General features: G+C 68.7%; 17 protein-coding genes and 1 pseudogene. 13 read left to right on the top strand and 5 right to left on the bottom strand.

Annotated elements, in window-relative coordinates; all coding sequences use genetic code 11:
• Position 1: 1 nt before the first annotated feature.
• The 3 genes from AC07YH_RS12540 to AC07YH_RS12530 are packed head-to-tail and all read left to right on the top strand — an operon-like array spanning position 2 to position 5,191.
• A complete protein-coding gene (locus tag AC07YH_RS12540) occupies positions 2-1,285 on the top strand; it encodes an acetyl-CoA C-acetyltransferase (protein WP_494747316.1) in 1,284 nt (427 codons plus the stop codon).
• Between the two features lie 10 nt (positions 1,286-1,295).
• The gene (locus AC07YH_RS12535; RefSeq protein ID WP_494747315.1) at positions 1,296-3,389 is read left to right on the top strand and encodes a 3-hydroxyacyl-CoA dehydrogenase NAD-binding domain-containing protein; all 2,094 of its coding nucleotides are present in this window, start codon (positions 1,296-1,298) and stop codon (positions 3,387-3,389) included.
• Positions 3,386-5,191: an acetyl-CoA hydrolase/transferase C-terminal domain-containing protein gene (locus tag AC07YH_RS12530; RefSeq protein WP_494747314.1), complete on the top strand. Its 1,806-nt coding sequence runs from the start codon at positions 3,386-3,388 to the stop codon at positions 5,189-5,191. The genes AC07YH_RS12535 and AC07YH_RS12530 overlap by 4 nt, the downstream gene beginning before the upstream one ends.
• On the opposite strand, the gene AC07YH_RS12525 is transcribed toward AC07YH_RS12530, so the two are convergent.
• A complete protein-coding gene (locus tag AC07YH_RS12525) occupies positions 5,188-6,270 on the bottom strand; it encodes a sialidase family protein (RefSeq protein ID WP_494747313.1) in 1,083 nt (360 codons plus the stop codon). The genes AC07YH_RS12530 and AC07YH_RS12525 overlap by 4 nt on opposite strands.
• Positions 6,271-6,278: 8 nt before the next feature.
• Positions 6,279-7,745, bottom strand: a complete 1,467-nt coding sequence (locus AC07YH_RS12520; RefSeq protein WP_494747312.1) for a nucleoside hydrolase-like domain-containing protein — start codon at positions 7,743-7,745, stop codon at positions 6,279-6,281.
• Positions 7,746-8,640: 895 nt separating this feature from the next.
• Between AC07YH_RS12520 and AC07YH_RS12515 the strand changes: the two genes are divergently transcribed.
• The 3 genes and pseudogenes from AC07YH_RS12515 to AC07YH_RS12505 all read left to right on the top strand — a co-directional run.
• Positions 8,641-11,577, top strand: a complete 2,937-nt coding sequence (locus tag AC07YH_RS12515) for a TonB-dependent receptor (protein ID WP_494747311.1) — start codon at positions 8,641-8,643, stop codon at positions 11,575-11,577.
• A 102-nt stretch (positions 11,578-11,679) separates the two neighbouring features.
• The gene (locus AC07YH_RS12510; protein ID WP_494747310.1) at positions 11,680-14,040 is read left to right on the top strand and encodes a glycoside hydrolase family 31 protein; all 2,361 of its coding nucleotides are present in this window, start codon (positions 11,680-11,682) and stop codon (positions 14,038-14,040) included.
• 8 nt (positions 14,041-14,048) lie between these two features.
• Positions 14,049-14,156: pseudogene (locus AC07YH_RS12505) on the top strand (hypothetical protein); the annotation flags it as partial.
• A gap of 6 nt (positions 14,157-14,162) precedes the next feature.
• Here AC07YH_RS12505 and AC07YH_RS12500 read toward each other — a convergent pair.
• From AC07YH_RS12500 to AC07YH_RS12490, 3 genes are read right to left on the bottom strand one after another with little or no spacing between them, the layout of a single operon-like run.
• Positions 14,163-15,611, bottom strand: coding sequence for an FGGY family carbohydrate kinase (locus AC07YH_RS12500; protein WP_494747309.1), 1,449 nt, complete (start codon positions 15,609-15,611; stop codon positions 14,163-14,165).
• Complete coding sequence (locus AC07YH_RS12495; protein WP_494747308.1) at positions 15,611-16,570, bottom strand: transketolase family protein; 960 nt, start codon at positions 16,568-16,570, stop codon at positions 15,611-15,613. Before AC07YH_RS12495 ends, AC07YH_RS12500 begins: the two co-directional genes overlap by 1 nt.
• Positions 16,567-17,397, bottom strand: coding sequence for a transketolase (locus AC07YH_RS12490; protein WP_494747307.1), 831 nt, complete (start codon positions 17,395-17,397; stop codon positions 16,567-16,569). The genes AC07YH_RS12495 and AC07YH_RS12490 overlap by 4 nt, the downstream gene beginning before the upstream one ends.
• A 395-nt stretch (positions 17,398-17,792) precedes the next feature.
• On the opposite strand from AC07YH_RS12490, the gene AC07YH_RS12485 reads away from it, so the two are divergent.
• Genes AC07YH_RS12485 through AC07YH_RS12455 form a run of 7 tightly spaced genes read left to right on the top strand, consistent with a single transcriptional unit; the run spans position 17,793 to position 24,669 of the window.
• Positions 17,793-18,425: a DUF2291 family protein gene (locus AC07YH_RS12485; protein ID WP_494747306.1), complete on the top strand. Its 633-nt coding sequence runs from the start codon at positions 17,793-17,795 to the stop codon at positions 18,423-18,425.
• A gap of 3 nt (positions 18,426-18,428) precedes the next feature.
• Entirely contained in the window at positions 18,429-19,928 is a 1,500-nt protein-coding gene (locus AC07YH_RS12480) for a sugar ABC transporter ATP-binding protein (RefSeq protein ID WP_494747305.1), read from the top strand.
• On the top strand, positions 19,928-20,953 hold the full coding sequence (locus AC07YH_RS12475; protein WP_494747304.1) for an ABC transporter permease: 1,026 nt from the start codon (positions 19,928-19,930) through the stop codon (positions 20,951-20,953). Before AC07YH_RS12480 ends, AC07YH_RS12475 begins: the two co-directional genes overlap by 1 nt.
• A gap of 35 nt (positions 20,954-20,988) precedes the next feature.
• Entirely contained in the window at positions 20,989-21,831 is an 843-nt protein-coding gene (locus AC07YH_RS12470; RefSeq protein ID WP_494747303.1) for a DeoR/GlpR family DNA-binding transcription regulator, read from the top strand.
• A 9-nt stretch (positions 21,832-21,840) separates the two neighbouring features.
• A complete protein-coding gene (locus AC07YH_RS12465) occupies positions 21,841-22,791 on the top strand; it encodes a D-ribose ABC transporter substrate-binding protein (RefSeq protein ID WP_494747302.1) in 951 nt (316 codons plus the stop codon).
• Between the two features lie 31 nt (positions 22,792-22,822).
• A complete protein-coding gene (locus AC07YH_RS12460) occupies positions 22,823-23,803 on the top strand; it encodes a sugar phosphate isomerase/epimerase family protein (protein WP_494747301.1) in 981 nt (326 codons plus the stop codon).
• A gap of 2 nt (positions 23,804-23,805) precedes the next feature.
• Complete coding sequence (locus AC07YH_RS12455; RefSeq protein ID WP_494747300.1) at positions 23,806-24,669, top strand: GntR family transcriptional regulator; 864 nt, start codon at positions 23,806-23,808, stop codon at positions 24,667-24,669.
• Positions 24,670-24,672 lie beyond the last annotated feature (3 nt).

Genomic DNA, 24,672 nt, shown 5'->3' with positions numbered 1-24,672 from the left:
GATGAGCCGGCTTGTCTATATCGTCGATGGCGCGCGGACGCCGTTCCTGAAGGCTAGAGGCGCGCCGGGGCCGTTCACCCCCGTCGACCTCGCCGTCCAGTGCGGCCGGCCGCTGCTGCTGCGCCAGCCCTTCGCGCCGGACGCCTTCGACCAGGTGATCCTGGGCTGCGTCAACGTCATCGCCGACGAGCAGAACCCCGCCCGCGTCGCCGCCCTGCGCCTGGGCTGCGGACCGCAGATGACCGCCTTCACCGTGGCCATCAATTGCGGCTCGGGCATGCAGTCGATCGACACCGCCTATCGCTATATCCGCGAGGGTTCGTCCGACCTGATCCTGGCCGGCGGGGCCGAGGCGCTGAGCCACGCGCCGCTGGTGCTGAAGCAGACGGCCGTCGAGTGGCTATCGACCCTGCAGAGCGCCAAGGCTCCGGTCGATAAGGTCCGGGCCATGGCTGGCTTCCGGCCCGACATGCTGCAGCCGGTCATCGGCCTGGAGCGCGGCCTGACCGACCCGATCACCGATCTTGGCATGGGCCAGACCGCCGAGGTCTTGGCCCACTCTTTCGACATCAGCCGCGAGGCCGCCGACGCCTATGCCGTTGAGAGCCACAAGCGCCTGGCCAAGGCCCAGAGCGCCGGCTGGCTGTCCGGCGAGGTCGAGCCGGCTTTCGCCCGCGACGGCACGGTCTATGACCACGACGACGGCGTGCGGCCCGATAGCAGCGTCGAGAAGCTGGCGACCCTCAAGCCCGCCTTCGAGCGGCCCTTCGGCAAGGTCACGCCCGGCAACAGCTCGCAGATCACCGACGGCGCGTCCTGGGTGATCCTGGCCTCGGAGGAGGCCGTAAAGAAGCATGGCCTCAAGCCCCGCGCCGTGATCCTCGACAGTGAGTGGGCAGCGCTGGATCCGTCGATCATGGGCCTGGGGCCGGTGCTGGCCTCGACGCCGCTGCTGCAGCGCGCGGGCCTTTCGCTCCAAGACATCGAGCTGTGGGAGCTGAACGAGGCCTTCGCCGCCCAGGTGCTGGCCTGCCTGGCCGCGTGGGAGGACGAAGACTTCTGCCGCGAGGTGCTGGGCTTGCCCGGCGCGGCGGGAACCATCGACCGCAACCGCCTGAACGTCGATGGCGGCGCGGTCGCCCTCGGCCACCCCGTCGGCGCCAGCGGCAACCGCATCGTGCTGCATCTGATCAACGCCCTGGAGCGCCTCGACTTGAAGCGCGGGATCGCCACCGAGTGCATCGGCGGCGGCCAGGGCGGCGCCATGCTGATCGAGCGGGTCTGAGGAGATGGCCATGCAAGACCGCGCCCTGACCCTCCTTAAGCCCCGCGACCTCGACCTGGGGCCCGCGCCGATGAACGACTACGGCCTGACGCACTGGCGGCTGGCGCGAGGCCCCGATGGCGTCGCCTGGGCGGTGCTCGACAAGGCCGACGCCAGCGCCAACACCCTGGACGACGCGGTGCTGGTCGAGCTGGACCAGATCCTCGACCTGCTGGAAGCCGACCGTCCCGTCGCGCTGGTCATCCGCTCGGCCAAGCCGTCGGGCTTCATCGCCGGCGCCGACATCAGCCAGTTCCGCGGCGCCAGCGACGTCGGCGAGGTCGAGCAACGCATGGCCCGCGCCCACGCCATCACCGACCGCCTGGAAAGCCAGCCCTACCAGACCATCGCGGTGGTCCACGGCTACGCCCTGGGCGGCGGGCTGGAGGTGGCGCTGGCCTGCAAGGTCCGCATCGCCATCGACGGCGCCAAGTTCGGCTTCCCGGAGGTGCAACTGGGCCTGCATCCGGGCCTGGGCGGCACGGCGCGGTTCACGCGGCTGATCGATCCCTTGCAGGCGATGAGCTTCATGCTGACCGGCAAGACGATCGCCGCTAGGAAGGCCAAGGCCCTGGGTCTGGTCGACGCCATCGTGCCCGAGCGTCACGTCCGCGCGGCCGTGCACGCGGCGGTGCGGGGCGAACTGCACGCCGAAGGCCACAGCCTGATCGACAAGCTCAAGGACAGCGCCCCGGCCCGCCGCATCGCCGCCGGCCGCATGCGGGAAGAAGCCAAGAAACAGGCTCCGCCCGAGCACTATCCGGCCCCCGCCGCGCTGATCGAGCTTTGGGAGCGCCACGGCGGCGACTTCGAGGCGATGAAGGCCGCCGAGATCGGCTCGTTCGCCCGGCTGATGGTGTCGGAGACGGCGCAGAACCTGATCCGCGTGTTCTTCCTGCGCGAGAAGCTCAAGAGCCTGGCGGGCGAGGGCGGGAATATCTCCCGCGTTCACGTGATCGGGGCCGGGGCCATGGGCGGCGACATCGCCGCCTGGTGCGCCTGGAGCGGTCTGACCGTCACCCTGACCGACGTCGACGCCAAGCCGATCGGAGGCGCGATCAAGCGGGCCGCCGAGCTCTACGGCAAGATCAGCCACGACGATCCGCTGAAGGTCCGCGACGCGCTGGACCGTCTGGTCCCCGATCTCAAGGGCGAAGGCGCGCGTTCGGCCGATCTGGTCATCGAGGCCGCGCCCGAGAAGGTCGAGCTGAAGCAAGGCCTCTACGCCAAGATCGAGCCGCTGATGAAGCCGGGCGCGATCCTGGCCACCAACACCTCGTCGATCCCGCTGGAGACGCTGCGCGAGGGCCTGCAACGGCCCGAGCGGCTGGTCGGCCTGCACTTCTTCAACCCGGTCTCGCGGATGCAGCTGGTCGAGGTGGTGCGCCACGACGGCCTGGACGCTCAGGTCGAGACGGCGGCGCGCGCCTTCGTTGGGACCATCGACCGCCTGCCGGCCCCGGCCAGGAGCGCGCCGGGCTTCATCGTCAACCGCGCCCTGACTCCATATCTGGTCGAGGCCATGGCCATGCTGGACGAGGGCGTGGCCAAGGAGACGATCGACAAGGCCGCCGAGCGGTTCGGCATGCCGATGGGCCCGATCGAGCTGGCCGACCAGGTGGGCCTCGACATCTGCCTGGCCGTCGCCGACATGCTCAAGCGCGAGCTGAAGTGGGACATGCCCGACGCCCCGCAATGGCTGCGCGACAAGGTCGAGCACAAGCAACTGGGCAAGAAGACCGGCGAGGGGCTCTACGTCTGGAAGGGCGGTCATCCCAACAAGGCCCCCAACGCCGCCGAGCCCGATCCGGACATGGCCGACCGCCTGATCCTGCCGCTGGTCAACACCTGCGCGGCCCTGCTGGGCGACGGCGTCTCGGAGGATCCGGACGTCATCGACGCGGCGATGATCTTCGGCGCCGGCTTCGCGCCGTTCCGGGGCGGGCCGCTGCACTATGCCCGCCGACGCGGCGTGGCCGAGGTGAAGGCCCGATTGGAGGAGCTCTCCCGTAAGTACGGCGAACGCTTCTCGCCGGCGGAAGGTTGGTCCAAGCTGGAGGCATGACGGACCGCTTCACCGATCCCGAACGCCTGGTCGATGCGATCATCGCCAAGGTCGGCCGCCGTATTGTGCTGGGCCTGCCGCTGGGCCTGGGCAAGGCCAACCACGTGGCCAACGCCCTGTTCGCGCGGGCCATGGCCGATCGTTCGCTGCACCTGCACATCTTCACCGCCCTGACCCTGGAGCCGCCGCGTCCGAAGTCGGCGCTGGAGGCGGCCTTCCTCGGCCCGGTGATCGAGCGCACCCTGGGCGGCTATCCGGCCCTGGCCTATGCCGACGTCCAGCGCCGCGACGCCCTGCCGGACAACATCCAGGTCGACGAGTTCTTCTTCCAGGCCGGCACGCGGCTGAACGTGCAGAGCGCCCAGCGCAGCTACATCTCGGCCAACTACACCCACGCGGCCGGCTATCTGATGGATCGCGGGGTCAATGTCGTAGCTCAGTTGGTGGCCCAGGACGGCGACCGCTACAGCCTGTCGTGCAACACCGACATCACGCTGGACCTGCTGGCCGCGAGGACGGCGGGCAAGGCCGACTTCCTGCTGGTCGGCCAGGTCAATGACGAGCTGCCGTTCATGCCGGGCGACGGCGACCTGCCGGCCTCGGCGTTCAGCCATGTGCTGGACGGCCACGACTTCCCGCTGTTCGCCCCGCCCAAGGAGCCGATCACCGACGCCCACTACGCGATCGGCTTCCACGCGGCGGGCCTGATCCCCGACGGCGGCACGATCCAGATGGGCATCGGCTCGATCAGCGACGCGGTGGTTCAGGGCTTGATCGTCCGCCATCGCGATCCGGCCGCCTTCCGCGACACCGTCCAGCGGCTGGGCGCCGCGCCCCCGCACGCCGAGCCGTTCGAGAAAGGCCTCTACGCGGCGACCGAGATGTTCGTCGACTGTCTGCTCGACCTGTGGAAGGCCGGCGTCCTCAAGCGGGAGGTCGATGGGGCGGTGCTGCACGGCGGCTTCTTCCTGGGCCCGCGCGCCTTCTACGACGCACTGCGCGAGATGCCGGCGGCGGACCGCGCCAAGTTCCAGATGCAGGCGATATCCGGCATCAACGAACTCTACGGCGACGAGGCCGCCAAGCGTGTCGCCCGGGTCGATGCGCGCTTCATCAACACCGCCATGATGGTCACCCTGCTGGGCGCGGCGGTCTCCGACGGGCTGGAGGACGGCCGCGTCGTCAGCGGCGTGGGCGGGCAGTACAACTTCGTGGCCCAGGCCTTCGCGCTGGAAGACGCGCGGTCGGTGATCACCCTGGACGCCGTGCGTGGGGCCGGGAAGAAGGCCAGCTCCAATATCCTGTGGTCCTACGGCCATGGCACCATCCCCCGCCACCTGCGCGACATCGTCATCACCGAGTACGGCGTCGCCGACCTGCGCGGCCGGACGGATCGCGACGTCATCGTCGCCCTGCTGAAGGTCGCCGACAGCCGCTTCCAGCCGGCGCTGATCGAGCAGGCCAAGGCCTCGGGCAAGCTGGAACGCGGCTACGCTCTGCCGGTCGAGTTCACGCGGAATACGCCGGAGCGTTTGGCCGAGGCCCTGGCGCCGGCCAAGGCGGCGGGCCATGCGCCGCTGCTGCCGTTCGGCTCGGACTTCGATCCGCTGGAAGAGAGCCTGCTGCCGACGCTGGGCAAGCTGAAGGCGGCCGGGCCCATGGACCTGGCGCGCTTCGCCCTGCGCGGCCTCAAGCGGGAGGCGGACGCCGAGCCGGCCCTGAAGCGCCTGGGCCTGGACCGTCCGCGCGGGCCGACCGAGCTGCTGACGGCGCTGGCCGTGCGCGGCGCCCTGCGCGGCTAGGGCAGCTTGCTCGGATCGATCACCACGTGGCGGATGCCCCGGCGGTTGACGGTGTAGGTGACGTGCACCTTGCCGTCGCGCGCCTGGATCACGGCCGGGTAGGCGTAGCCGTCGGGGACGGGCTCGCTCTCCAGGGTCAGCACTTCGCGCCAGGCGATCCCGTCCTTCGAGACCGCCACGTTCAGCGGCCAGCGCGGGCCTTTGCCGGGCGTCTCGGGTTTCTGGGCCGCGTGATTGTAGACGATCAGCTGGCGGCCATCGGCCAGGGTCACCGCGTCCGTGCCCGAGTTCGGATTGGGCAGGTCGATGGTCGAGAGCGGGCTCCAGGTCTTGCCGTTGTCCTTCGACCAGGTCTGGGCCAGAGCGCCCTGGCGGGTGCGGGCCACGGCCTCCAGCACGCCGTTCGGATGGAACAGGATACTGGGCTGGATGGCGTCGATCTTCAGCGGCGAGCCGACCGGGGCGGTCTTGGTCCAGGTCCGGCCGCCGTCCTCGCTGCGCTCGAAATACAGGCTCCAGCCGCCGCCGTCGGCCTGGGTGACGCCTTCGGACTTTTCGGTGCTGGTCGGCGACAGCCAGGTCCCGTCGGCCAGCACGACCGGCTTGTTCTTGATCGGACCCAGGATGCCGTCGGGCAAGCGCGCGGGTTGGCTCCAGGTCTTGCCGTCGTCGGCCGAGGTCATGACCATGCCCCACCAGTCCTGCGGGCTGGGGCCGACCTTGTAGAACAGGAAGAGGTCGCCCTTTGGCGCCTGGAACAGCACGGGGTTCCAGGTCGGCAGGCGCGGCTTGCCGTCCGGCTGGACGCCATTGGCCAGCTCGCGGGCTGGCTGCCATTTCCCGTCGATCCGGCGCGCGAACCAGATGCCGACATCCGGATTGCGCTCGTGCGTGCCGCCGAACCAGGCCGCCGCGATCGTGCCCGCCGTGGTTTCGACGATCGTCGAGGCGTGCGACTGCGGGTAGGGGGCGTTGGTGTAGACCGGCTCAACTGTGAGGATCGCGCTAGGGACAGCGGCGATCGCCGGCGCGCACGAGAGGGCCAGCAACGCGAGCGCCAGGCGCAAACCTCGGATCATGTCGAGCCTCAGGGCTTCACGTCGATGATCACCCGCTTGTAGCGGGTCAGGCGCGGGAAGCCATGGTCGGTGACGGCCAGGATGATGTGCATGGTCCCCGTGCCCGGTGGCACCACGCGGGTGGTCTTCACCGTCAGCCAGGCCTTCTGCTGGTCGGCGTTGTTGATGTCCAGCTTCACGCCCGAGGCCGAGCTGGTCATGCCGCGCGTGCCGGCCTCCTCGTAGCAGAACCATTCGTAGGACAGGGCGTCGCCGTCCGGATCGGTCGAGCCGACGGCGCTGAGGCCCACCCGCTCGCCGGGCTTGGCGACGACGTATTCCGGCGTCTCCAGCTTCGGGACCGGCGGGTGGTTGGCTTCCTTGTAGGGCTTGATCGTCCAATCCATGCGGGCGGCGAAGTCGTTCTGGAACGCCTCGCGCCAGCGCCAGATCGTGGCGTGGTTGGTGGTGTGCCATTCACCGTCGCGGCCCTGGACCTCGTCCATGACATTGGTCCAGATCGGACGGGTCTCGGGCTCCAGGAACCAGCGCTCCATGCGCGGCGTGTAGAGCTCGTAGCGGCCGCCCCAGCCGCCCCATTCGGGATGGTTCGGGTCGGACAGGCCGTTGTCGATCAGGTTCAGGAACGAGGGCGTGTCGCCCTCCATCTGGAACTTCCAGTTCGGATAGGCCGCGCCCAGCGGGCCCTTGCTACGGATGTTCTGGTTCAGCCACTCGTTGCTGACCAGGTGCTCGTCCGCACCGCCGAAGCGGCCGTGGAAGTTGTCGCCGCCGATGCCGATCCAGGTCGACATGTGGAAGCTGACGCCGGGGCTAACGATGTAGAATAGGTCCGGGAATTCGCGGCGGATCCAGGGACCGCTGTCGTCCTGGTCCGAGATCGCATAGACGCGCAGCTTCGACACGAACTTGGCCAGCCCCGCTTTGGAGCGCGTGTTGCGCACCTTCCACAGGGCCTGGCCCAGCACGGTGGGGCCGCCCCAGACGGTGACCCAGACCGGACGCGGATCGTCGCGGTCGACGGCCTTGATCAGCAGGTCCGAGCCCGGCGAATCCTTGCCCGCGCCGATGGCGGTCTTGCCGTCGGGGACCAGGGCCTGGGAGATCGTCGCCTTCAGCGCGTCGGGGGTGGGGAAGCCCTTCTCGTGCTGTTCCAGGTTGTCGCGGACCGTGCCGTAGGTGTCGACGATGTGGGTGATCAGCTGCGGATTGACCTCGCCCTTCACCGTGGTGGCGACCAGGCCCTCGATATCGACCTGGTTGGCGTAGGTCATCAGGCGGACCATCGACTCCTGGTCGTCGGGGTCGCCGCCGATGTCGGTCAGCACGAACAGGCGCGGCTTCTCGTGGGCGCTCTTGGTCGCGGCGGCAGGAGCGGCGGCCTGGGCCAGCGCGGCGACCGGCGCGGCCGTCAGCGACGCGACCATGGCCAGGGCGACGCCCATCCGGAGTTTGGCGGACAGAGAACGAGCCAAGCGGGTGTCCTTTCGTTCGATCCGGCGCCGGCGCATCGCGCCTGGACGGCCAGGTCGTGGGGTTTCCTCCCGGACGCTGCAGCGCCTCGGTTTCGGGAAACAGGTACCGACGGCCAAGATGAGGGTCAACGCAATTCGAAACCTGTCGATCGAAAAGAAAGGAAAACGAAAGTCGGCTTTCGGAGGCCTCGACAGGGGTGAGGCGCAGGCGACTCGAGAGGGGCGCTGGAGGCCCGTTCTTCAAGGAAAGGTAGCGTTACCCACTGAGGTCATGGTGACGCTTATGTGAGTCCATATCGTTGTAATTTATGGCCTTTATAAATCATCCCAGGTTGTGGGACATCCGCGTCCGATCTTTTCTTCGCCGGGGTCGGTGAGGAGCTCCGACCCCGGTATCCCCAAGTCCCACAAGGCTTGGCGTGGAGTGGGGCGTGGCGGCTCGGAACGCCAAGGCGCCTAGCACGTCACACATTCGACGATTTTCGATTGATTTCGATTATTGTCTTTTGGTAACGGTTTGTCTCAGCGAACATTGAACGGCGAAACGCCGCGACGTCGCTGGGGAGGACCGCGCCATGCTTCCGTGCGCGATCAAGCAGCGAGACCTGACGCCGGCGGGGCCGATCCCCGCCGCCGCGCGGCTCGTCCCCGGCTCCGAGCGAGGCGTTGCGCCGCTCCCAGATGCGGCCCGGGTTCCGTTCTCCTCTGTTGACCCGGATCGCCACTGTGGCGGCGTCGGCTTCCTTTCCGGCCGACGTCGTCGTTTTCCGCCCAACCGGCCTTCGGGCCAATCAAGTCGGCCTCCGGGCCCGATCGACCGATCACGCGTCCGCTAGAGGCGCGCTGAGGAAACCAAGGGACCGCGGCGCTCGATCGCGGCGAAGGGGAATTAGGGATGATGGACAGGTTTCAACGACACTTGGCTGGCGGGGCTTCGAGCCTGGCGCTGGTCCTGGCGCTGGGCGGCGTGGCCCACGCCGACGAGGTGATCGCCACGGCGAACGGCGGGGCCGCGCCCGTGGCCGTCGCCGGCGTCGCGGCGCTACAGGAGGCCGCTCCGGCCGCCGCCGACAACACCGCCGTGACCGAGGTGGTGGTGACCGGCTTCCGCAACAGCCTGGCCAAGGCTCTGGAGCTGAAGCGCACCAACACCGGCGTGGTCGATTCGATCCTGGCCGAGGACATCGCCAAGTTCCCCGACAACAACCTGGCGGAGTCGATCCAGCGGATCCCCGGCGTCGCCATCAGCCGCGACCAGGGCGAAGGCCGGGCGCTGTCGGTGCGCGGCCTGGGTCCCGACTTCACCCGCGTGCGCATCAACGGCATGGAGGCCCAGGCCTCGACCGACGGCTACAGCGGCGCCAACCGCGGCCGTGGCTTCGACTTCAACGTCTTCGCCTCGGAGCTCTTCAACCGCATCGACGTGCGCAAGACGCCGTCGGCCGACGTGGAGGAGGGCTCGCTGGGCGCGACGGTCGATCTCGTGACCGGCCACCCGTTCGACTACAAGGGCTTCAAGCTCGCCGCCTCGGTCCAGGCCGGCTACAACGACCAGACCGAGAAGACCCGTCCGCGCATGGCGCTGCTGGTCTCCAACACCTTCGCCGACGACAAGCTGGGCGCGCTGTTCTCGGTGGCCTATTCGAAGACGGCGGTGAACTTTCAGCAGTCCAGCTCGGGCTTGTGGAACCAGGGCAATGGCGACGGCGGCTGGTGTAAGCCGACCACGGGGACCGGCGGCATCTGCGACGTCCCCGCCGCCGACTTCGCCAAGGCGACCTCGATCTACAACCTGGCCAGCGCGCCGACGACCTACTATCCGCGCTTCATGCGCTACGTGCAGGGCCTGGGTAAGACCGAGCGCCTGGGCCTGACCGGCTCGCTGCAATGGGCCCCCGACGACGACACCAAGATCACGCTGGACGGCCTGTTCTCGCGCTACAAGGTCAGCCGCGACGACTGGCCTCTGGAGGCCATCGGCTTTTCCCGCGGCGCCTCGCAGGGCGGCAAGCCCGAGATGGTCGTGCGGGACATGATCCTGAACAGCCAGAACACCATGCTCTACGGGCTGTTCGACAATGTCGACATGCGCTCGGAGCATAACCGCGACGAGTTCTCGACCGACTTCGGCCAGTGGACCCTGACCGGCGAGCACAAGTTCAGCGACAAGTTCAGCCTGGATGGCGTGGTCGGCTATTCGTACTCGGACTTCGACAACTTCAACGACATCTCGACCCAGATCGACCGGTTCAATGTCGACGGCTACTCGATCGACATCCGGCCCAAGGGCCAGTACCTGCCGGCCATCAACTATGGCTTCGACGTCACCGACCCGAGCCAGTGGTACTTCGGCCCGACCGTGACCCAGCCCGGCGGCACCGGCCCGACGGGGCCGGAAATCCGCCTGCGCCCGAACTATACCGACAACAAGTACAAGACCGTCCAGCTGAACGGTAAGTACGCATTCAACGACGGCCTCACGGTCCGCGCCGGCGCCAACTGGAAGCAGTACGACTTCAGCGCCCAGTCCTATCGCTACGCCCTGGGCGAGGCCAACTTCCCGGCCATCCCGACCGGTTCGTCGATCCAGAGCCTGACCGAGCAGTTCTGCGGCCTGGGCAAGATGAACGTGCCGAGCCCGACGCCGGTCTGCTGGACGACGCCGAACATCGACGCCTTCCAGGCCGCCTACAACATCTACAGCAACAGCGGCCGCACGGCCCTGTCGCAGACGGTGGCCAGCGTGCGCGGCGAGAACCGCTCGGTGAAGGAAGAGGACAAGACCGGCTACGTCATGGCCAATTTCGACCAGGAGGTCGGAAGCTGGCGCGTGCGCGGCGACGTCGGCGTCCGCTATGTCGAGACCAACCAGACCTCGAACTTCTACACCAACGTCCCGACCACGGTGAACGCCGCCGGCTTCGTGATGACCACGGTCAAGCGCAAGTACACCGACACCCTGCCGTCGATGAACCTGGTGCTGGAGCCGACCGACAAGCTCTTGGTCCGCTTCTCGGCGGCCAAGGTCATGGCGCGTCCGGCCCTGGGCAACCTGGCGGCGGCGACCAGCGTCTCGGTGGCCGGCGGTTCGCGCTCGGTTTCGACCGGCAACGCCAACCTCGATCCGTACCGCGCCAAGTCGGCCGACTTCTCGATCGAGTGGTATCCGAAGTCGGGCACGATCGTGTCGGCGGGCTTCTTCTACAAGAAGATCAGCACCTACGTGCAGACCATCACCACCGTCGCGCCGTACTCGTCGACGGGCCTGCCGGTCTCGCTGCTGGACGGCACGGGCGTCAACGCCAATGACGACTTCGCCATCACCAACGTCATCAACACCCCCGGCGGTCCGCTGAAGGGCTTCGAGCTGAACTACCAGCAGCCGCTGGACTTCCTGCCCGACGCCTTCCGCGGCTTCGGCGTGCTGATGAACTACACCTATGTCGACAGCAGCATCGACTACTTCGCCACCACGGCGGCCGGGGCGGCGCGGATCAACGCCCCGCTGCTGAACCTGTCGAAGAACGCCGCCAACGCCACGCTGTACTACGAGCGCGGCAAGGTGCAGGCGCGCGTCTCGGTCAACTATCGCGACAAGTACCTGACCGCCGTCCCCGGCCGCTACAACCAGGATGTCCAAGGCAATCTGGCGACGACCTTCCTGGACGGTTCGGCCTCTTACAAGGTCACCGACCAGCTGTCGGTCAGCGTCGATGCTTTGAACCTGACCAACGAGAAGGACATCTCGTACATCGACTCCACGACCCAGCGTTTCGAGAACTACCGGATCGGCGGCCGTCAGTTCTACGTGGGCGCCCGCTACACCTTCTAACTTTCCCCCTGTCGGTGATTGCGCCCTCCCGTGCATGATCCGTCACCCGCGGCGCCGGTTTCCTCCAACCGGCGCCGCAACTGTTTGCGTACGGAGATGTCCGTGATCCACCGTCTGGTGCTGATGCTTCTGGCCTTGGCCGTTCCTGTCGTCGCGCGGGCGAGCGTCGAGGTGACCCAAGAGCGCGACGTGGTCGTCGTGCGCAACGGCGCCGACGTGATGCGGCTGGCCGTCTGCGCCGACGGCGTGGTGCGGGTGACCGCCAGTCCGGACGGCGTGGCGAATGGCTCGTCGCCGAACCAGCCGTGGTTCTCCAAGCCCTGCGTCGCCCAGCCCGTGACCCTGACCGACGCCACGGCCACGGGCACGGGCGTCAACACCGCCGCCGGCGTCGGCACCGCCAAGGCTGTCGCCAAGGTGTTGAAGACCGGCGACCTGCGGGTCTCGATCTCGCTGTCGGACGGGACCTTGACCTTCCTCGGCCCCAACGACCGCATCCTGCTGCAGGAGATGGGCGAGCGGCCGCGTATCTATGAGCCGACGAGCCTGTCGGACGGCTCGAAGGCCTGGAAGGTCACCGAGCGTTTCCACCCGGCCCTGCGCCAGGGGCTCTATGGCCTGGGCCAGCACCAGTCCGGCCAGTTCAACTACCAGGGCGGCGTCGTGCGCCTGGCCCAGGCCAATACCGACATCGCCCATCCGCTGATGATGTCGACCGAGGGCTTTGGCCTGCTGTGGAACACCGCCGCCGCCTCGACCCTGGACAACCGCTTCCCGACCGAGCTGACCCTGACCGCCGATGTCGGCCAGGCGATCGACTACGTCTTCCTGTACGGGCCCGAGTTCGACCAGGTGGTCGCCAAATATCGCGGCATGACGGGCGCCGCGCCGCTGTTCCCGCGCTGGACCTACGGCCTCTTCCAGTCGATGGACCGCTACGCCAGCGGCCAGGACCTGCTGGATGTCACCCAGCGCTATCGCGACGGTGACGCGCCCGTGGACGTCATCGTCCAGGACTGGCGGTGGTGGAGCCGGATGGGCGATCCGGAGTTCCGGCCCGACGGCTATCCCGATGTGCCGGGCCTCTTGAAGACCCTGCGCGAGCGCCACGTCCACACCATGCTCAGCATGTGGCCTCTGCTGTCCAAGTCGTCGGCGCTCTACAAGCTGATGGCCGAGCGCGGCTGGCTGATCCCCGGCACGGCGCTTTACGATCCGACCAATCCGGAAGCCGCCGATCTCTACTGGTCGCACCTGGGGAGCAAGCTGCTGGACCAGGGCTGGGACTCGTTCTGGCTGGACGGCTCCGAGCCCGAGCTGCACCTGCCGACCATGGCCGAGACCGACCGCACCTTGAACGGCCGCAAGCTGGCGATCGGACCTGGGGAGCTGTACGGCAACGCCTTCCCGCTGGCCCATGTGGCGGCGGTGTCGGACCGCTGGCGCAAGCAGCGCGACGACAAGCGGGTGTTCATCCTGTCGCGCTCGTCGTTCGCCGGCGTGCAGCGCTACGGCGCGGCCTCGTGGTCGGGCGATATCCTCAACGGCTTCCCGGTGTTCCAGCGCCAGATCCAGGGCGGTCTGAACTTCGCGCTGTCGGGGATGCCGTACTGGACGACCGACATCGGCGGCTATTACGGCGGCGTGCTGGACAACCCGCCGACCGGGCCGGCGACGACCGATCCGGCGTTCCAGGAGCTGTATGTCCGCTGGTACCAGTTCGGCGTCTTTAACCCGCTGTTCCGCACCCACGGCAAGCGCGCCAACGACCGCAACGACCTGTTCGCCTATGGCGACAAGACGCTGATCCTGCTGGAATACGACCGGCTGCGCTATCGGCTGACGCCCTACATCTACGGCCTGGCGTGGCGGGTGGCCGACAAGGCCGACACCATCATGCGGCCCTTGGTCATGGACTGGCGGACCGACGAGCGGACCTGGAACATCGGCGACCAGTTCCTGTTCGGGCCGAGCCTGATGGTGGCGCCGGTGACCAATGCCGGGCAGCGCTCGCGGTCGATGTTCCTGCCGGGGAGTGCGCCCTGGTACGATTTCTGGACAGGCAAGAAGCTGGCCGGCGGGCAGTGGATCGACGCCGCCGCGCCGCTGGAGCGTATCCCGCTATATGCGAAGGCCGGGGCGATCCTGCCGTTGGGCGGGCCGGTGAACTATGCCGATCAGGACCCGCAAGGGCCGTTGGAGCTGCGCGTCTACGCCGGCGCGAACGGCGAGTTCGAACTCTATGACGACGCCGGCGACAGCTACGCCTACGAGCGCGGCGAACGGGCGGTGACGCCGCTGGCCTGGAGCGACAGCGCGCGCAAGCTGACCATCGGCGCGCGCGTGGGGAGCTTCCCGGGGATGGTGAGGGACCGGACGTTCAAGGTGGTGCTGATCGACGGCGGCCGCGAGCGGGTGAAGACAGTGCGGTACGACGGCGGGCCGCTCGAGGTCACTTTCTAGAACCCAACAAAGCTTGTCATCCCGGCCGCAGCGAAGCGGAGAGCCGGGACCCAGGGGCAACCGCAGTGCGCCGACCCCTGGGTCCCGGACAAGCCCTGCGGGCTTTCCGGGATGACAAGAATTTAGAGCATTGCTCGACGCAGAGCGTCCTGCCACCGCGCGACGGTCGCCTCGCGGGCGTCGGCGCTCATGGCCGGCTCGAACGTCCGTTCCGCAGGCCGGACCGACGGGGCCTTGATCCCCATCCCTTCGGCCGCCAACCGCGCGGCGCCCAAAGCGCTCAGCTCCGCCGCATCGGCGCGGATCACCGGGCGGTCGATCAGGTCCGCCAGGAGCTGCATCAGCACATCGTTGCGCGAGGCGCCGCCGTCGACGTTCAGGGCGGGGAGGTCGCCGTGCAGGTCGGCTTGCATGGCCATGAACACGTCGTGGATCTGCAGCGCTACGGCCTCCAGCGCCGCGCGGGCCAGGTGCGCCGGGGTGGTGCCGAGGTTCATGCCGCTGACCAGGCCCCGGGCCTCGTCGCGCCAGTGCGGGGCGCCCAGGCCAGCCAAAGCCGGAACCAGGGCGACGCCGCCGCTGTCGGGGACGGTGAGGGCGAGATCGGTGAGCGCCAACTCGTCGCGCAGGCCCAGCAGCTTGGTCGCGAACGCCACCGTGTGGCCCGAGACCGAGATGTTGCCTTCCAGAGCGTGCAGCGCCCCGCCGGCCCGACTCCAGGCGATGGTGCTGGAGAGGCCATGGGCCGACCAGATCCGCTCCTTGGTCACTGTCATCAACGACGAGCCGGTGCCGCAGGTGGCCTTGATCCGGCCCGGGCCGTCCAGGCCGTGGCCGTAGAGGGCGGCGTGGGAGTCGCCCATGGCCGCGTGGATCGGCACGCCGCCGGGCAGGGCGGTCGCGCCCTTCGCGGTCTCGCCGAACAGGCTGTCGGACGGTCGGATCTCCGGCAGCACCGCCAGCGGGATGTCGAACAGCCGCGCCATCTCCGGGTCCCAGGCCAGGGTGGCCAGGTTCATCAGCTGGGTGCGCGAGGCGTTGCTGTGGTCGGTGGCGTGGCGCGCGCCGGCGGTCAGGTTCCACAGCAGCCAGCTGTCGACCGTACCGGCCTTCAGCGCGCCGCGCGCGGCGCGGGCGTGGCCATCCTCAGCGTGGTCCAGCAGCCAGGCCAGCTTGCCGGCCGAGAACATCGGATTGAGCGTCAGGCCCGTGCGGGCGATGGCGTCGGGCTCGTAGCCTTCGGCCTTCAGCGCCTCGCAGCGCGGAGCCGAGCGGCCGCATTGCCAGATCACGCACGGACCGACGGGACGGCCGGTCGCGGCGTCCCACAGCACCACGGACTCGCGCTGGTTGGAGAGGCCGATCGCGGCGACCGGCAGGCCCATGGCGACGATCTCCTCGATCACGCCCGCGACGCTGGCCCAGATGTCGTCCGCGGAGGACTCGGCCCAGCCAGGCTGCGGATAGCTTACCTTCGTCGGGCGAGAGGCCTGGGCCAGGATTTCGCCCTCGGGGCCGACCAGCACCGCCTTGGTGTTGGTGGTGCCCTGGTCGATGGCCAGGATCGCCATCAGGCGGCGCGCTTGGCCAGCAGGTCCCGCGCGGCGCCCGCGATGCCGGCGCCGGTCAGGCCGTAGCGCTCCATCAGGAACTCGGCCGAGCCGGTCGGCAGGAAGCCGGGGAAGCCCAGGATCCGCATGGGGCAGGGGGCGTTGGTGGCCAGCACCTCGGCCACCGCGCCGCCCAGGCCGCCGCGCACCGAGTGCTCCTCGACCGTGATCACCGCGCCGGTCTTGGCGGCGTCCAGGATGGCGGTCTCGTCGAGCGGGGTCAGGCTGGCCATGTTGACCACCTTGGCCTGTACGCCCTCGGCCGCCAAGAGCTGGGCGGCCGCCAGGGCGCGATGGACCATGGTCCCGTTGGCGATGATGGCGACGTCGCCGCCCTCGCGCAGGGTTTCGGCCTTGCCGATCTCGAAGCGTTCGGCGGTGTGTTTCAGGGCCGGCACCGGCATGCGGCTGATGCGGATGAAGACCGGACCGTCCAGGGCGGCGGCGGCCTTGATCGCCTCGCCGGTCTCCCAGGGATCGGACGGCACGATGACGGTCAGGTGCGGCGCCATCGGCCGCAGCCAGGCCAGGTCCTCGATCGAATGGTGCGTGGGGCCGAGCTCCCCATAGGCGACGCCGCTGGAGATGCCGCACAGCTTCACATTGGCCTGCGAGTAGGCGACGTCGGCCTTGATCTGCTCCAGCGCCCGGCCGGTGAGGAAACAGGCCGCACCGCTGACGAACGGGATCTTGCCGCCATTGGCCAGGCCGGCGCCGACCCCGATCATGTTCTGCTCGGCGATGCCGACGTTGATCAGGCGCTCGGGGAACTTCTTGCGGAAGCCGCCCAGCTTGCTGGAGCCGACGCTGTCATTGACCACGGCGACGATGCGCGGGTCTGTGTCGGCCAGGGCCTCCAGCGTGGCGACATAGGCCTCGCGGCAGTCGAACAGGCCTTCGCCCTTATCGGGATCGTTCACTGAGCCAGCTCCCGCAGGGCTTGAGCATATTGTTCGGGGTTCGGGCAGCCATGGTGCCAGCCGGCCTGGTTCTCCATGTACGACACGCCCTTGCCCTTGATCGTCGAAGCGATCACGCACAGCGGCTTGTCGCCTTGGGTTTCCAGCGCGGCGATCAGGGCGGCCGGGTCATGGCCGTCGATCTCCAGCACGTCAAAGCCGAAGGCGCGCCACTTGTCGGCCAGGGGCTCGAGGCTGACCGTATCCTCGGTCGGCGCGCCCTGCTGTAGGCGGTTGCGGTCGACGATGACGGTGAGGTTGGCGAGCTTGCGGTGGCCGGCGGTCATCGCCGCCTCCCAGCAGCTGCCTTCCTGTAGTTCGCCGTCGCCGGTCAGCACGAAGACCCGGAAATCGGCCTTGTCGATCTGGCCGGCGATGGCCGCGCCGACCGCGACAGGCAGGCCGTGACCCAGCGGGCCGGTGTTGGTCTCCACGCCCGGCAGATAGGTGCGGCTGGGGTGGCCGTTCAGGCGCGACAGCGGCTGGAGATAGGTCGACAGCTCGGCCTCGGGGAAGAAGCCCGCGCCGGCCAGCACCGAATAGAAGGCGCCGGTGCAGTGGCCCTTGCTCATGATGAAGCGGTCGCGGCCCGGCGCGTTCGGCGCGGCCGCGTCGTAGCGCATGACGTCGAAATACAGCGCGGCCAGGATATCGGCCGACGACAGGTCGCCGCCCGGGTGGCCCTGCTTGGCCTCGAAGATCATCTTGAGCGCGCTGCGACGGATCCAGTTGGCGCGCTCGGCCACGTGGGCGGCGCGGCTCTGGAGGTCACCCTGGCGGTCGGTCATCGTCGGCGTACTCGCTGGTCGTTCTGACGAGGGCGCGAGCACCGCGGAAGAGGCGCGCCGGCTTTGCCGGGCGTGCTCGATTCCGCCTGGTTCCAGGCCTCCCTCGACGCGCAAACTAGGCGGCGCCGCTGATGCGCGCAATGCTGAAAGGTGCGATTTGCTTTCGATTTTCTTCGTTTTGGAATTTTCCGGAAACGACGAGCTGGTAGCCGCTCACGATTTTTCCGACGACAAGCAGCTGATTTCCGAGGGGAAATATTGTTGCTCGCGCACGGCGTGTCGCCTTGCGGTCTGGGCGCATTGACACCGAAAATCCCGCATGACAGGTTTCGCTCGAATTCGAAATCATTCGAAAGTAGCGCCGAAAACGGCGCACGGCAGGGGAGGCTTCGGCTTTGCGGCAGGCGAGCGGGATCAGGCGGGCGGCCTTCGCCCTGGCGGTGTTGCTGCCGGCCCTGAGCGCCTGCAAGGTCGTGCCGATCGCCGCCGACCGCGCCGCCCGTGAACGTCAGGCCGGGGCCTTCGACGCCGCCCGCTATGTCGACACCATCTGGGACGTCCAGGCCGCGCCCTATTGGGACAAGCAGGCCAAACCCCTTGATCAGCTCTCCGCAGACATCGCCAAGAACCTCGACGCCGCCGGCGGCCGCAAGGCCGGCGACGGCTCGCCCTGGACCTTCGTGACGCAGGGCGAAGGCAAGGTGGTGGACGTCAAGACCCAGGCCCGCGCCGGCGTCGTGACCGTCCAGGTCGGTGCGCAGCAGGTCGACGTGCTGGTTGGTCCGGTCGTCTCGGGCTCGGCCCTGCGCGACAGCCTGCCCTTCGTGACCTTCAACGACTTCGCCAACCAGATCGCCTATGCCGAGGTCGGCGGGGCGCTGACCAAGCGGGCCCTGCGCCAGGCGCGGCCCGTGGCCGAGGGGCTGAAGCCCGGCGACAGCGTCCGCTTCCAAGGCGTGTTCCAGGTCGCCAAGGCCGATGACCGTCCGCGTCTGACCCCCATCCGCCTCGAGCGCGTGGGAGGCTAGGACGTGCTGCGCGCGGAGAAGATCGGCAAGACCTATGGCGGCGTGGTCGCCCTGGACGGCGTCGACTTCGACGTCCGGGCCGGCGCGGTCAATGTGCTGATCGGCGAGAACGGCGCGGGCAAGTCGACCCTGATGAAGATCCTGGCCGGGGTCGAGCAACCGACCTCCGGCCGCCTGCTGCTGGACGGCGAGCCGGTGCGCTTCGCCTCGATCCGCGAGGCCGCCCAGGCCGGCGTCGGCATCGTGTTCCAGGAGCTGAACCTCTGCCCGAACCTGACGGTGACGCAGAACATCTTCCTGGGTCGCGACCTGACCGGCGCGCTGGGCGTCGCCGACCACGCGGCCGAGAAGGCCAAGGCTAGCCAGGTGCTGTCGCGGCTGGCCCACGCCATCGACCCCGACGCCCTGGTCAGCGACCTGCGGGTCGGCGAGCAGCAGATCGTCGAGATCGCCAAGGCCCTGGTCGAGGACGCCCGGGTGCTGATCCTCGATGAGCCGACCTCGGCTCTCAGCGCCGCCGAGGTCGAGGTGCTGTTCGAGGTGATCGGCGAACTGAAGCGGGCCGGGGTGGGGGTGATCTACATCTCCCACCGGCTGGAAGAGCTGATGCGGATCGGCGACTTCGTCACTGTGCTGCGCGACGGGCGGCTGGTGGCGAGCAAGCCCGCGTCCGAGGTCTCGGTCGCCTGGATCATCGAGCAGATGCTGGGCGACAAGGCCCGCCAGCGGCCGCGCGGCGGGACGGGCAAGGCTGGGGCCGTGGTGTTGTCGGCCAAGGACATCGCCCTGCCGCGTCGCGGCGGCGGCTTCCTGGTCGACCATGTCAGCGCCGACTTCAGGGCCGGCGAGGTCACCGCGATCTATGGCCTGCTGGGCTCGGGTCGCACCGAGCTGCTGGAAAGCCTGTGCGGCGCGCGCAACGCGTCCGGGACCGTGATCTTGAACGGCGAGGATGTCTCGGCGCTGAGCCTGGCCGACCGCTGCCGCAAGCGGATGCGCTTCGTCCCCGAGGACCGCCAGCGCGACGGCCTGTTCCACAATCTCTCGGTCGGGGGAAACCTCGGCCTGTCCAGCCTGCTGGCCTTCGTGACCGGCGGGATGATCGGCGACCAGCACGAGCGCTCGGCCGTCGCCGACATGATGGCCCGCCTGGGCGTCAAGGCGTCCGGGGCCGAGGCGGCGATCGGTTCGCTGTCGGGCGGCAACCAGCAGAAGGTGGTGATCGGGCGCGGCCTGATGACCGACCCGCTGGTCATGCTGCTGGACGAGCCCAGCCGGGGCGTCGACATCGGCGCGCGCGGCGAGGTGTTCGACACCATGCGGGCTCTCGCCGACCAGGGCCTGGCCGTGGTCTTCGCCACCTCCGACCTGCTGGAAGCCCAGGCCGTCGCCGACCGCGTGCTGGTGCTGGCCGCTGGCCGCCTGACCGCCGACCTCACGCTCGAACAGGCCACCGAGGCCGCCCTGGTGGCGGCGTCGAACGCCATGGAGACCGCCGCGTAATGGCGACCGAAACTTCCGCTCCCGTCAGCCTCGTCGCCCTGCTGCTGAAGCTGCGCGCCCTGATCGCGCTGGCCGTGGTCGTGGCCTTCTTCTCGGTGATGGCTCCGAACTTCCTGTCGGCCTCGAACTTCCTGATCATGTTCAAGCACGTGGCGATCACGGCGATCCTGGCGATCGGCATGACCTATGTGATCCTGACCGGCGGCATCGACCTGTCGGTCGGTTCGATCGCGGGACTTGGCGGCATGGTCGCCGGGGCGCTGATCCTGAACGGCGTGACGCTGCAGCCGCTGGGCGTGGTGGTCTATCCCAGCGTGCCGCTGGTGATCGCCATCGTGCTGGTGCTGGGCGGCATAGCGGGCCTCTTCAACGGCGTGCTGGTGGCGCGTTTCCGGGTGGCTCCGTTCATCGCCACGCTCGGCATGCTCTACGTCGCCCGAGGCGCGGCCATGCTGCTGTCGAACGGCGCGACCTTCCCCAACCTGGTCGGCCGCTCGGATCTCGCCAATGAGGGCTTCCCGCTGCTGGGTTCGGCCTCGATCCTGGGCCTGCCGGTGACGGTGATCCTGCTGGCGGTCATCGCCCTGGTCGCCGCTTTCGTCGCCAAGGACACCCCGTTCGGCCGCCGGGTCTACGCCGTCGGCGGCAACGAGCGGGCGGCCCTGCTGTCGGGCGTCCGGGTCGATCGGGTGAAGATCGCCGTCTACGTGATCTCCGGCGTCTGCGCGGCGCTCGTCGGCCTGATCGTCTCCTCCGAGCTGGTGGCGGCTCACCCCGCCAGCGGCGAGACCTTCGAGCTGTCGGCCATCGCGGCCGTCGTCCTGGGCGGCGCTTCGCTTTCGGGCGGGCGCGGCACGGTCGGCGGCGCGCTGATCGGCGCCTGCGTGATCGGCGTGCTGGGCGATGGCCTGGTGATGATGGGCGTCAGCGAGTTCTGGCAGATGGTCATCAAAGGACTTGTGATCATCGCCGCGGTCGTGCTCGACCAGCTGCAAGGACGTCTCACGGCATCGGGCAGGGCCTGACCGTGGACGCCGTCTCGCAGAGGAGCAAGAGAGCCATGGCCAAGTCCGGTCCGAAGAGCGCGCCCGTCCCGGGGTCGGCCCGCCAGCGCGCCATCGCCGCCGCCGGCTCTGGCCTGCTGGCCGAGCCGCGCCGCATGAAGATCCTGGAGTGGCTGCAGGAAGAGGGCAGCGCCCGTGTGCGCGAACTGTCCGAAGCCTTCGGCGTCTCCGAGCCGACCATCCGCCAGGACCTGGAGAAGCTGGAGGCCGAGGGCCACATCACCCGCGAGCACGGCGGCGCCTTCCTGCGCTCGGTGCCCCAGCAGGTGCGCGACATGGCCCTGCAGCACCGGGTCAACATGGAGGCCAAGCGCCGGATCGGCCGCCTGGCCGCCTCGCTGGTCACCGACGGCCAGACGATCATCCTCGACAGCGGCTCGACCACCACCGAGGTGGCCCTGAACCTGCTGGAGCGGCAGAACCTCAACGTCGTCACCAACGCCCTGAACATCGCCCTGACCCTGGGCGCGCTGCCGTCCTGCACGGTCCACATGCCGGGCGGCCAGTTTAAGGCCCCGACCCTGTCGCTGAGCGGCGAGCGCTCGGCGGCCTATTTCGAGGGGCTCTACGCCGAGACCTGTTTCCTGGCCACAGGCGCCCTCTCGCTGGAAGCCGGCCTGACCTATCCGTCGCTGGCCGACCTGCCGATCAAGAAGGCGATGATCGCGGCGGCCTCGCACGTCTGCCTGGTCGCGGACTCCACCAAGATCGGCCGGACCTCGTTCTCGTCGCTCGGGGGCGGAGTCGAGATCGTCCACACCCTGATCACCGACGACGGCCTGCGCGACGAGGACCGCAAGGCCTTCGAGGCGCGCGGCATCCGCGTGCTGGTCGCCTAGGAGCCCATGATGAAGCGCAGCCACCTGATCCTCGCCATCGCCGCCGTCGTCGCGGTCGTGCTGGCGGTCGCGTGGCTGGCGCCCAAGGGCCGCTCGAACCTGATCGTCATCATCACCCCGTCGATGGACAATCCGTTCTTCGGCCAGGAAGCGGCGGGCGCCGAAGCGCGCGCCAAGGCCCTGGGCTACGAGACCCTGAAGTTCTCGCACGACGACGACGCCTACAAGCAGAGCCAGCTGATCGACACGGCCATCGCGCGCAACGCCGCGGCGATCATCCTCGACAACGCCGGCTCCGACGCCAGCGCCGCGGCGATCGGCAAGGCCAAGGCGGCTGGCGTGCCGGTGTTCCTGATCGACCGCGAGATCAATGTGCGCGGGATCGCCACCGCCCAGATCGTTTCCAACAACTTCCAGGGCGCGGCCCTGGGCGCCGAGGCCTTCGTCCAGGCGATGGGCGAGAAGGGCGGTTACGTCGAGCTGGTCGGCAAGGAGAGCGACACCAACGCCGCCATCCGCTCGCGCGGCTTCCACGAGGTGATCGACCAGTATCCGGACCTGAAGCTGATCGGCCGCCAGTCGGCCAACTGGAGCCAGGCCGAGGCCTTCGCCAAGACCCAGTCGATCCTGCAGGCCCATCCCGAGGTGAAGGGCATCATCGCCGGCAACGACACCATGGCCATGGGCGCGGTGGCCGCCCTGGAGAGCGCCGGGCGCGGCGACGTGGCAGTGGTCGGGTTCGATGGCAGCAACGACGCCCGCGATGCCATCCTGGCCGGCAAACTGAAGGCCACGGTGCTGCAGCCGGCCTTCCGCCAGGCGCAGTACGCCGTCGAGCTGGCCGACCGCTTCCTGAAGACCGGCAAGACCGGCCAGCCGGAGAAGCAGCTGATGGATTGCTTCCTGGTCACCGCCGCCAACGCCGGCGACCTGAACAACTTCAATCTCACCCGCAAATAGCCCCCGTTTCTGGTTTCTGGAGTACGCGCTCATGAGCAAGCTGAAGTTCGGAGCCGGCATCTGGCACTTCGCCACCTATGTCGACCGCTACGCCACCGACGGTTACGGCCCGCCCGTCAGCCTGATCGAGGCGATCGACAAGGCCGGCCAGGTGGGGGACCTGTCGGTCGTCGACCTCAACTACCCGTTCGTCGATCCGAACCTGTCGCTGGATGAGGTCGAGGTCGCGCTGAAGCGCAACAACCTCGGGGTCATCGGCATCACGCCCGAGATCTATACCCGCCAGTTCTCGAAGGGCGCCTTCACCAATCCCGATCCGGGCATCCGCCGCCTGGCAAACGAAATGTGCAACGACGCGGCCAATGTCGTGCGCCGCTTCGGGGCCGACTATGTGAAGCTGTGGCCGGGCCAGGACGGCTGGGACTATCCGTTCCAGGTCGATCACGGGAAGCTGTGGCGGATGTCGATGGACGGCGTCGGCGAGCTGGCCAGCCAGAACCCCGACCTGAAGTTCGTCATCGAGTACAAGCCGCGCGAGCCGCGCAACCACATGAGCTTCGACTCGGTGGCCCGCACCCTGTTGGGCATCGAGAAGATCGGCCTGCCCAACATCGGCATCCTGCTCGACTTTGGCCACTCGCTGTACGGCGGCGAGTCGCCGGCCGACGCGGCCCAGTTGGCCATCGACCACGGCCGCCTGTTCGGAATGGACGTCAACGATAACCTGCGCAGCTGGGACGACGACATGGTCGCCGGCTCTGTCCACCCGATGGAGCTGTTCGAGTTCTTCTACGTCCTGCGCAAGAACAAGTGGGAAGGCGTCTGGCAACTGGACCAGTTCCCGTTCCGCGAGGACAGCGTCACGGCCGCCAAGCTGGCCATCGACTTCCTGAAGGTCATCGACCGGGCGCTGGACAAGCTGGACTTCGACGCCATGCAGGCCGCCCAGGATCGCCAGGACGCCCTGGAGGCCCAGCGCCTGGCCCGCGCGGCGTTGTTCTCGTCGTACTGACCATGGGGCGGCGGTCGCTCAAGCTGCGGATCCCGGGCGGCGCCGAACGGCGTCCGGCCCGGCCGCGCGGCGGTGAGCGACCAGCCTTCCATCGCGCCCGAGGACCGGTCGAAATCCATTATCTGGACTTCGAACCGGCCTTGCTCCAGTTTCCGGGCATGGCGCTTCGCAAGACCGACGAAGGGCTGGTCGAAGCGCCGATCGTCAAGCGCAAGCTCTCCGACCACGTCCTGGACCGCCTCAAGGCGATGATCACCTCGGGCGAGTGCGCGCCGGGGCAGGCGCTGCCGTCCGAGCGCGAGCTGATGGTCCGCTACGGCGTCGGCCGGCCGGCGATCCGCGAGGCCATGCAGACCCTGGCCACCCAGGGCCTGATCACCATCAAGCACGGCGAGCGCGCCCGCGTACGACCGCTGACCGCCAAGGCCGCCGTCGGCCAGCTGGACCTCGTCGCCCAGCTGATGCTGTCGGCCTCGCCGAACATGGTCGAGAACCTGAAGGAAGCCCGCCGCTTCTTCGAACGCGGCATGGTCCGCGAGGCGGCCGTGAAGGCCGAAACGGCGGACCTGGAGGCGCTGGCGCTTCTGGTCGAGCAACAACGCGCCGCTGTCGACGACGCCGAGGCCTTCGCCGCCTTGGACCGCGCCTTCCACGGCAAGCTCGCCGCGATCTCGCGCAACGCCATCTTCGACGCCGTGGCCGAGGCGATGCTGGGCTGGCTGCCGGTCAAGGCCGACGAGCCAGCGGAACAACGCGACAAGCTCGTCGCCGAATACGCCCGGATCGTCGAACACCTGAAGGCCCGCGACCCCGATGGCGCCGAGGCCGCGCTGCTGCGCTCGCTGGACCTGGCGGGAAACGCCTAGGCT

The organism is Caulobacter sp. GW456-12-1-14-TSB4, from assembly GCF_059424195.1.
Note: the sequence above shows the minus strand (reverse complement) of the source record. Positions and strands in the feature narration are given on the sequence as shown.

Excerpts from the sequence above, each read along its gene's own strand:
- AC07YH_RS12540 (WP_494747316.1), top strand. The coding sequence starts at position 2 with ATGAGCCGGCTTGTCTATATCGTCGATGGCGCGCGGACGCCGTTCCTG.
- AC07YH_RS12535 (WP_494747315.1), top strand. The coding sequence starts at position 1,296 with ATGCAAGACCGCGCCCTGACCCTCCTTAAGCCCCGCGACCTCGACCTG.
- AC07YH_RS12530 (WP_494747314.1), top strand. The coding sequence starts at position 3,386 with ATGACGGACCGCTTCACCGATCCCGAACGCCTGGTCGATGCGATCATC.
- AC07YH_RS12525 (WP_494747313.1), bottom strand. The coding sequence starts at position 6,270 with ATGATCCGAGGTTTGCGCCTGGCGCTCGCGTTGCTGGCCCTCTCGTGC.
- AC07YH_RS12515 (WP_494747311.1), top strand. The coding sequence starts at position 8,641 with ATGATGGACAGGTTTCAACGACACTTGGCTGGCGGGGCTTCGAGCCTG.
- AC07YH_RS12500 (WP_494747309.1), bottom strand. The coding sequence starts at position 15,611 with ATGGCGATCCTGGCCATCGACCAGGGCACCACCAACACCAAGGCGGTG.
- AC07YH_RS12490 (WP_494747307.1), bottom strand. The coding sequence starts at position 17,397 with ATGACCGACCGCCAGGGTGACCTCCAGAGCCGCGCCGCCCACGTGGCC.
- AC07YH_RS12475 (WP_494747304.1), top strand. The coding sequence starts at position 19,928 with ATGGCGACCGAAACTTCCGCTCCCGTCAGCCTCGTCGCCCTGCTGCTG.
- AC07YH_RS12470 (WP_494747303.1), top strand. The coding sequence starts at position 20,989 with ATGGCCAAGTCCGGTCCGAAGAGCGCGCCCGTCCCGGGGTCGGCCCGC.
- AC07YH_RS12465 (WP_494747302.1), top strand. The coding sequence starts at position 21,841 with ATGAAGCGCAGCCACCTGATCCTCGCCATCGCCGCCGTCGTCGCGGTC.
- AC07YH_RS12460 (WP_494747301.1), top strand. The coding sequence starts at position 22,823 with ATGAGCAAGCTGAAGTTCGGAGCCGGCATCTGGCACTTCGCCACCTAT.
- AC07YH_RS12455 (WP_494747300.1), top strand. The coding sequence starts at position 23,806 with ATGGGGCGGCGGTCGCTCAAGCTGCGGATCCCGGGCGGCGCCGAACGG.